Origin of the sequence: Agrobacterium sp., from assembly GCF_032092815.1 — a bacterium.
Classification (GTDB): Bacteria; Pseudomonadota; Alphaproteobacteria; order Rhizobiales; family Rhizobiaceae; genus Agrobacterium.
Map to the genome: position 1 here is coordinate 1 of NZ_DAMDBP010000083.1, position 7,576 is coordinate 7,576.

Annotated in this window: 8 protein-coding genes, 1 tRNA gene and 1 pseudogene; 7 read left to right on the forward strand and 3 right to left on the reverse strand. The window is 54.9% G+C overall.

Translation table 11 applies throughout. The features are described 5' to 3' along the window. Positions 1-322: pseudogene (locus RT613_RS23385) on the forward strand (methylenetetrahydrofolate reductase); the annotation flags it as partial. A gap of 25 nt (positions 323-347) precedes the next feature. On the opposite strand, the gene RT613_RS23390 reads toward RT613_RS23385, so the two are convergent. Further along, positions 348-1,244 carry a LysR family transcriptional regulator gene (locus tag RT613_RS23390; protein WP_313618762.1) on the reverse strand — a complete coding sequence of 299 codons (897 nt, stop codon included), beginning with the start codon at positions 1,242-1,244 and terminating at the stop codon, positions 348-350. 203 nt (positions 1,245-1,447) lie between these two features. On the opposite strand from RT613_RS23390, the gene RT613_RS23395 reads away from it, so the two are divergent. Continuing rightward, complete coding sequence (locus tag RT613_RS23395) at positions 1,448-1,861, forward strand: cytochrome c family protein (RefSeq protein ID WP_313618763.1); 414 nt, start codon at positions 1,448-1,450, stop codon at positions 1,859-1,861. A gap of 32 nt (positions 1,862-1,893) precedes the next feature. Here RT613_RS23395 and recX read toward each other — a convergent pair whose 3' ends face one another. Beyond that, complete coding sequence (recX, locus tag RT613_RS23400) at positions 1,894-2,463, reverse strand: recombination regulator RecX (RefSeq protein ID WP_313618764.1); 570 nt, start codon at positions 2,461-2,463, stop codon at positions 1,894-1,896. Between the two features lie 452 nt (positions 2,464-2,915). After that, positions 2,916-3,000: transfer RNA gene (locus tag RT613_RS23405), tRNA-Leu, on the reverse strand. 191 nt (positions 3,001-3,191) lie between these two features. On the opposite strand from RT613_RS23405, the gene lipB reads away from it, so the two are divergent. The 5 genes from lipB to RT613_RS23430 all read left to right on the forward strand — a co-directional run. Continuing rightward, the gene (lipB, locus tag RT613_RS23410) at positions 3,192-3,926 is read left to right on the forward strand and encodes a lipoyl(octanoyl) transferase LipB (RefSeq protein ID WP_313618765.1); all 735 of its coding nucleotides are present in this window, start codon (positions 3,192-3,194) and stop codon (positions 3,924-3,926) included. Positions 3,927-3,996: 70 nt separating this feature from the next. Beyond that, entirely contained in the window at positions 3,997-5,061 is a 1,065-nt protein-coding gene (locus RT613_RS23415; RefSeq protein WP_313618766.1) for an NAD(P)-dependent alcohol dehydrogenase, read from the forward strand. 88 nt (positions 5,062-5,149) lie between these two features. Further along, a complete protein-coding gene (locus RT613_RS23420) occupies positions 5,150-6,061 on the forward strand; it encodes a DMT family transporter (protein WP_313618767.1) in 912 nt (303 codons plus the stop codon). 388 nt (positions 6,062-6,449) lie between these two features. Beyond that, the gene (locus RT613_RS23425) at positions 6,450-7,157 is read left to right on the forward strand and encodes a hypothetical protein (RefSeq protein ID WP_313618768.1); all 708 of its coding nucleotides are present in this window, start codon (positions 6,450-6,452) and stop codon (positions 7,155-7,157) included. 161 nt (positions 7,158-7,318) lie between these two features. Continuing rightward, the coding region (locus RT613_RS23430) for an alcohol dehydrogenase catalytic domain-containing protein (RefSeq protein ID WP_313618769.1) at positions 7,319-7,576 on the forward strand (258 nt) is incomplete at its 3' end.

Below are 7,576 nucleotides of genomic sequence, written 5' to 3' on the forward strand. Positions count from 1 at the left end.
CATCAGCCTGCCAGTGCATGTTGGGGTGGCCGGCCCCGCCAAGGTGACCACACTCATTAAATATGCAGCCTTGTGTGGTGTGGGCAATTCCATTGCCTATCTGCGCAAGAACGCCCTGTCATTGACCGCCCTTGCCACCCGTCATTCCCCGGAAAGCGTGGTAAAGCCGATCGAGGATTTCTGGCTCGGCAATCCAGACGGCGCCATCCGCCAGATCCATGTGTTTCCATTCGGCGGGCTGGTCAATTCGGCGCAGTGGCTGCAAGAACGCGGCAGCTGGCCGCCAGCACCAACCAGCGCCCAGGGCACCGGCTCTTTCTGACATGTCCATCAGATAGGGTGATCGCTTACAGCGCCTTTGTCAGCTCCGCAAAGGCGTTGCGAATGCTTTCGGCCACAGTCTCGATCGGCCGCGAAGGCTTGTCGCAAACCAGCAGGCGAATATCGAAGCAGCCAAGTTCCGGCAGCCCCTCCTTTTCGCCCAGAATGACCATGTCATTTTGTACGTAAGATCGTGGCAAAGGCGCGATGGCCAGATCTGCGGCAATCGCCGCGTGCTGCGCCATGGTGTGACCACTCAAATAGGCAACGCGGTAAGAGCGGTTGCGTTTGTCGAGCGCGGTAATGGCATCGGAGCGCCAGATACAGCCATCTTCCCAGATGGAAATCGGCAGCGGGTCACGCAGATGCGCCGTGCCGCATTTGGCACCGGCCCAGACCAGTCTTTCGCGCATCAACACCTCACCGGTGTTGCGCAGCGGGTGCGACGCACAGTTGACCAGCGCCAGATCCAGCCGCTTTTCATCCATACGTTTGTAAAGGCTGGAGCTGGAATCAATCGTCACATCGACCATGATGCCGGGAAACACTTCGGCAAAACTTTTCAAAATACCGGGCAACAGGCCACGTTCGCCAATATCCTCAGGCGCACCCAGCCGCACCACGCCGGATAGTTCAGGCATGATGAAACGCGACACAGCCTCATTGGACAGCGCAATCATACGCCGCGCATAAGTCAGCAGCATTTCGCCATGCGCCGTCAGTGTTACAGAGCGGGCGTCGCGCAGAAACAATGTGGTGCGCAACTGCTCCTCAAGTTTCTTGATCTGCATCGAAACCGCCGAGGGCGTGCGAAACACCACTTCGGCCGCCGTGGAGAAATTGCCGGTTTCGGCAATGGCCACGAAGGTTCTCAGAATATCATTGTCCAGCAAGGGCAAGGGCTGGCGAAACGGAACCGTCATGAGCGTACCTTCAAAATAATTTGAACGAGCGCACCTTACGGTTATTTTTTCTGAACATCAATATCACTAGGGAAACTCAACGAAGCGCCATTTCACCCCTGCCAAAGGTGATCGTGATAAAACGTCGCACGACCCACGTACATCTTCACAGCGCGGGCAAAATTCACATATGACAAGTCTGGACCTCAAACGGAGATAAAGCCGTGACACGCCGTACCCTGCTGGTGACAACAGCAAGTTTGCTCTGTCTTTATATACCGGCCCATGCGCAGGAGGCTGCCGCAACCATTACGGCTGGTGATGCGGCGCGCGGCAAACAGGTGTTCAGCATCTGTGCGCCCTGCCACGCAATTTCGCAGGAAAGCAACCGCATGGGGCCGCACCTCGTCAACATCATCAACAGACCGGCCGGTTCCATTGCCAACTTCAACTATTCGCAGGCCATGAAGGATGCAGGCACCAAAGGCCTTGTGTGGTCGGATGAAGAACTGTCGCAATTTCTGGCCAGCCCGAAAAAATTCCTGCCCGGCACATCGATGCGTTTTTTTGGGTTTTGGACGCAGGACAAGGTCGATGACCTCATCGCTTATTTAAAAGAACAGTCCGCCGAACAATAGGCGCCCAAACCGTAATCAAGCAACGAGCCTGATTACGGGCCGTTGGCCAACACCTCTTCGGCATCCTCATAACTCATGGCAAACACCTTCTTGCCAATATCAAAGCTGAAACCGCTGCGCGCAAAGGCCGACATTTCCTTGCCATGGCGCTTTTCGTCGAGATCAACCCGCCGGAACGGCCCGAACGCCCGCTTGCGGGCAAATACCACGGCGGCATAGAGATCATCAGCCTCATCCAGCGCCACCGCCGCCGTTTCTGATGCCACACCCTTGATCGACAGTTTCTGGGCAATCATCCGCCGGGATTTGCCGTTTCTAACCGCATTTCGGGTGGTAATGCCGGCAAAGGCCTCATCATCCAGCGCTTTGAGATCATATCCGATCTTCACGGCTTCCGCCGCCAACGCCTGCACCTGTTCCGGCGTTATGCCCTCGAACTTGGTCAACGCCTTGCGTTTGATGGCATTGGCCAACTGCTGCTCGGACATGATCTGCCGCTGCAAACGATAGAGCGTCGAGTTCTTGGCCCAGGACAACATGCGCTTGGTCGGCACGGTCTCAGGCACATCATCAAGGCTTGGCAGTGGTTCAGATTCAAACACGGGATTCGGACGGAGGTTTAGGGGTTGGTGGGCGATAGTTGTAAAACTCAAATCCACAAAAAGAAAAGACATTCGCAAAGAAATCGCCAATCAATTGAATGGGGAGCTTAGCTCTTGAAACAGAATCGCTATCGCCATGAAAAATGAGATCGGCAACGACGTCTTCAACATGTCTATTTTATTGAACTACGATTTTCAGCCATACCCACATGCGATCATCCGATCCGGTGCGCCAACGGATAGGAAATCGAAATCAAAGCTAACGTTTGATTCGACCTTTGGAGGACCAGAAAACAACCGAATGACGAGAAACATTTCACCCCAAAACACCCTGCCCTTCGGCAGTGCACAATGATCATTTCCGGGAGAAAAGGGGCCTCTGAAATTTAGGCAATAAAAAAGGCGGCAGAGCCGCCATTTTTATTTTTAAACCAGTAAGCTACTGATTTAATTGGTGCGGTCGAGAAGACTCGAACTTCCACGGGTTGCCCCACAGCGACCTCAACGCTGCGCGTCTACCAATTCCGCCACGACCGCATCGTGGTAGAGTGTCGTCCTTGCGGCGACGAACGAGCATGTAGCAAAAGCATTTCCGGTACACAAGTGTGTCGTGACAGTTTTTTGAAATTAAAAATCGGAAGTGCAATTCCTACATTCAAGAAGCCCGGAAACCGGGCCTTGCAGCCCTATAATCATTCTGCGAAAAGGCTGTGGAAAGGACGCATATTATGCTCACACGCACCGATTTTGAAAAAACAATGCTGCCAACGGCCGAGTCAGCGCCTGTTGAGTGGCGAATCTCGGACTGTCCCGTGCCCTACGAGGACGCCATGGCCGAGATGGAGGCCCGTGTTGCGGCAATTGCGGACGGCGCGGCGGGCGAACTGGTCTGGCTTCTGGAGCATCCGCCTCTTTATACCGCCGGCACCAGTGCGACATCCGCCGATCTTCTCGAGCCAAGCCGCTTTCCCGTTTACCAGACCGGGCGTGGTGGCGAATATACCTATCACGGCCCCGGCCAGCGTGTTGCCTATGTGATGCTGGACCTGAAACGCCGCCGTCAGGATGTGCGCGCTTATGTAAGCTGTCTTGAGGAAGTGATTATCCGCACGCTCGACAAGATGAATGTGCGCGGCGAACGCCGGGAAGACCGGGTTGGTGTGTGGGTGCAGCGGCCCGAGCGCCCTCGCCTGCTGGACGGGCGAATTGCCGAAGACAAGATTGCTGCCCTTGGCATTCGTCTTCGAAAGTGGGTAAGCTTCCATGGTCTGGCCATCAATATTGACCCCGACCTGTCACATTTTTCAGGCATAGTGCCCTGCGGCATTTCGGAGTTTGGCGTGACCAGCCTCGTTGATCTGGGCCTTCTGGTGATGATGAGCGATGTAGACCCGCTGCTGCGCCAGTCCTTTGAAGAGGTTTTTGGCGAGACGATAAACGAATCCGCCCGCAAGACGGATTGATTCTGGCGCGGTTTGATAACAGGGCCAGCACCATTCGATTTGAATAACAACATAAAGGAAAGTGACTATCATGTTCACAACGTCAGCTTATGCCTGCGATGACGGTTCTTCCCCAATGAAACTCGCGTCGATCAAGCGCCGTGACCCCGGTGCAGACGATATCGAGATTGAAATCGAATATTGTGGCGTCTGCCACTCGGATATCCACACTGCCCGCGGCGAATGGGCCGGAAGCCTTTACCCCTGCGTGCCCGGCCATGAAATCATCGGTCGCGTTGGCCGTATCGGCGCAAACGTCACCACCTTCAAACCGGGCGACCGCGTTGGCGTTGGCTGTATCGTTGACAGCTGCCGCGCCTGCGACAGCTGCAATGAAGGCCTGGAGCAATATTGCGAAAACGGCATGACCGGCACTTATAATGCGCCAGACAAGGCGATGGGCGGCAATGCCCACACACTTGGCGGTTACTCCGGCCATGTCGTTGTCGACCGACGTTATGTGCTGCGCATTCCAGAAACGCTGGATGCCGCAGCCGCTGCACCGCTGCTCTGCGCTGGCATCACCACCTATTCACCGCTGCGTCACTGGAAGGCCGGCCCCGGCAAACGGGTTGGCGTCGTGGGTCTCGGCGGTCTTGGCCACATGGCGGTAAAACTTGCCAATGCCATGGGCGCAACGGTTGTGATGATCACCACCTCGCCCTCCAAGGCCGATGATGCCAAGAAGCTTGGCGCGCACGAAGTCATCGTGTCACGCGATGCCGACCAGATGAAAAAGGCCGCTTCCAGCCTCGATCTGATTATTGACGCGGTTGCCGCCGACCACGATATCAATGCCTATCTGGCGCTTCTCAAGCGCGATGGCGCTTTGGTGCAGGTTGGCGCACCGGAAAAGCCGCTGTCGGTTCATGCCTTCAGCCTTATTCCCGGCCGCAAGACTTTTGCCGGTTCGATGATTGGCGGCATTCCTGAAACACAGGAGATGCTGGATTTCTGCGCCCAGAAGGGCATTACAGCCGAAATCGAGATGATCAACATTGATCAGATCAATGATGCTTATGAACGCATGATAAAAAGCGATGTGCGTTATCGCTTTGTCATTGATATGAAGAGTTTGCCCAAACAGGCTGCGTAAGCATCAAGGGGCGCGTTTAGCGCCCCTTTTTTCCTGCCGCCGCTGTTCGGTGATGACAACAGCAGGTCTGGTGGCAGCAGGTATGGCAATGACGCAGAGTGATTCCAGCAGCAGTTCGTTTCGCGGCATGATGATCATGGCCGGATGCATGGCGGTTTTGCCAGCCATGGATGCCATAGCCAAATACATGGCCACCTATGGCGGCATGTCACCGGGTCAGGTCACCTTCTACCGTTTCTTTTTTCAGCTGGTCTGCACGCTGCCTCTGTTGCTCGCACTATCTCCGCGGGCGCTCTTGTCCACCCGCCGGCCGTTTCTCAACCTGTTTCGGGGTGTGTTGCATGCCGCAGCCAGCCTGATGTTTTTCGTGGCGGTCAAATATATGCCGCTGGCGGATGTCTTTGCCATCTACTTTGTCGAACCCTTCATGCTGACCATGATGTCAGCGCTGTTTCTGGGTGAGAAAGTCGGCTGGCGGCGGTGGCTGGCTATTGTCATCGGTTTTGGCGGCGCGATGATCGTCATTCAGCCAAGTTTTGAAATCTTCGGTCTGAAATCCCTGCTGCCGGTGGCATGCGCATTCCTCTTTACACTCTACCTGTTCCTCAACCGCGCCATGGGTGATGGCGACACGCCTTTGACCATGCAGACCATGGCTGGCATTGGCGGCACATTGTTCATGGCGGTTGCGCTTGGCATCGGCCATTCGCTGGGTGATGTGGACTTTGAAATGTCACTGCCTGGCAACATACAGGCTTTGCTGCTTCTGATTCTGCTCGGCTCGATTTCCGGCTACATGCATCTGCTGGTCGTTCAGGCGTTTCGACTCGCACCGATTTCGCTGCTGGCACCCTTCCAGTATTTCGAAATCATCTCGGCAACGGCACTGGGATTCGTGCTGTTCAATGATTTTCCAAGCCCCTCCAAGTGGCTTGGCATCCTCATTATCGTTGCATCGGGCCTTTTCATCATCTGGCGGGAGCGTGTTCGCGCCACCTGAGGAGAAAATTCCAGCCTCAAGCCGACGAAAAATCATTTCCCTGCGCCAGCAAGATCGGTCTTGCAGATGATCACGCCAAAGATTCGTTGGCGAAGAAACCAGCAAATTTCATCCGCTTTGCTGGCGATCGCGGATGGTTTGCAGCAAGTTTATGTAAAGTTTGCCTGATATATCCTTGGCCATTGCTGGCACTGATCTCTCAACTGTCCCGACGGTGAAACAGTCGTTCAGCGGCGCGGATGCGCGCGTCCCGCCGTGGCACAGGAACAGCAGATCATTCAAATTTTAACGGTTTCATCAAGGCTTGATTAGCTGCGTTTGTTGGCATCTCGTAAACCGTTCGCATCTACGCTTTGCCCAGTTTCATGATGAAACGGAGAGATGAAAGATGAATAATATGGGCGCTGCCTTCCCGTCGTCTGGCGAGGAGACAAGGCAGCTTTATATTGATGATACTACCTTTTTACGACGACGAGCATTTCCAAACGGCATACAGACAACGGCTGACGTTGCAGCAATCATTGCGCTGAACCGGACGATTTCTCCCGACTCGCAAGACTGGGCTGCATTTTTCGTCGACAGCCTGACCGACTTCATCGTTTTTCACAGCTACCCGCAGGGTTCGATGGACACCTACAATGCCGACTGGTTTGTAGCGACCTTTGCTCCTGAAGGCATTATTCACAACCAGCTGAAACTGACGCTGTTGCAGAATATCATTCGCAAGGCTCGTTATACGCCGGTGTCACTGCGTGTGCTGGCGCTGAACCAGCTGCGGCTGGCCATTATTGCCCGCAAGGGCGCCTATGCCGCCGGACGGCAGGAAGAAGCTGTCATCACCGCACAGGACATGGACTATATCGCCGGCATCGTCGAGTTGCCGCTGAGCGACAAGGAAAACGCATTACAGGCCGCCGAACTGGCCGTTCTGCGCCACATCAATGACGCCGTAAAAGAAGATGGCAGCCATCCGGACTGGCTGGCCCTGATGGATACTGTCAGAACATTATCTGCCCGCAAGATCACGCGCATGCAAAGCAACAGCTGGCTGCACCTGAATGGTGACATGCTGTTTGGCGACGTAGCAAAAGCCTGAAACAATCCCCCGTGCGACATCCACTTGTCCAGCATCGCACGGGGCGCGCAAACATCCGCTATTGCCTTATAACGAATTAGTTTTTTGTATTTTTGCCTTGTTAAGCATATCAAGCTGAGGCAAAAGTCAGGCACATAACAAATCGCTCAAGGAGATACCCGATGGATGTTCGCGCAGCAGTCGCCGTGCAGGCAGGCAAACCGCTTGAAGTCATGACCGTCCAGCTTGACGGGCCACGCGCCGGTGAAGTGCTTATCGAAGTCAAGGCAACGGGTATCTGCCACACCGATGATTTCACGCTGTCTGGTGCTGACCCGGAAGGCCTGTTCCCGGCCATTCTCGGCCATGAAGGTGCTGGCATTGTTGTGGATGTCGGCCCCGGCGTCACCTCGGTCAAGAAGGGCGATCATGTCATTCCG

Excerpts from the sequence above, each read along its gene's own strand:
- lipB (WP_313618765.1), top strand. The coding sequence starts at position 3,192 with ATGCTCACACGCACCGATTTTGAAAAAACAATGCTGCCAACGGCCGAG.
- RT613_RS23420 (WP_313618767.1), top strand. The coding sequence starts at position 5,150 with ATGACGCAGAGTGATTCCAGCAGCAGTTCGTTTCGCGGCATGATGATC.
- RT613_RS23415 (WP_313618766.1), top strand. The coding sequence starts at position 3,997 with ATGTTCACAACGTCAGCTTATGCCTGCGATGACGGTTCTTCCCCAATG.
- RT613_RS23425 (WP_313618768.1), top strand. The coding sequence starts at position 6,450 with ATGAATAATATGGGCGCTGCCTTCCCGTCGTCTGGCGAGGAGACAAGG.
- RT613_RS23390 (WP_313618762.1), bottom strand. The coding sequence starts at position 1,244 with ATGACGGTTCCGTTTCGCCAGCCCTTGCCCTTGCTGGACAATGATATT.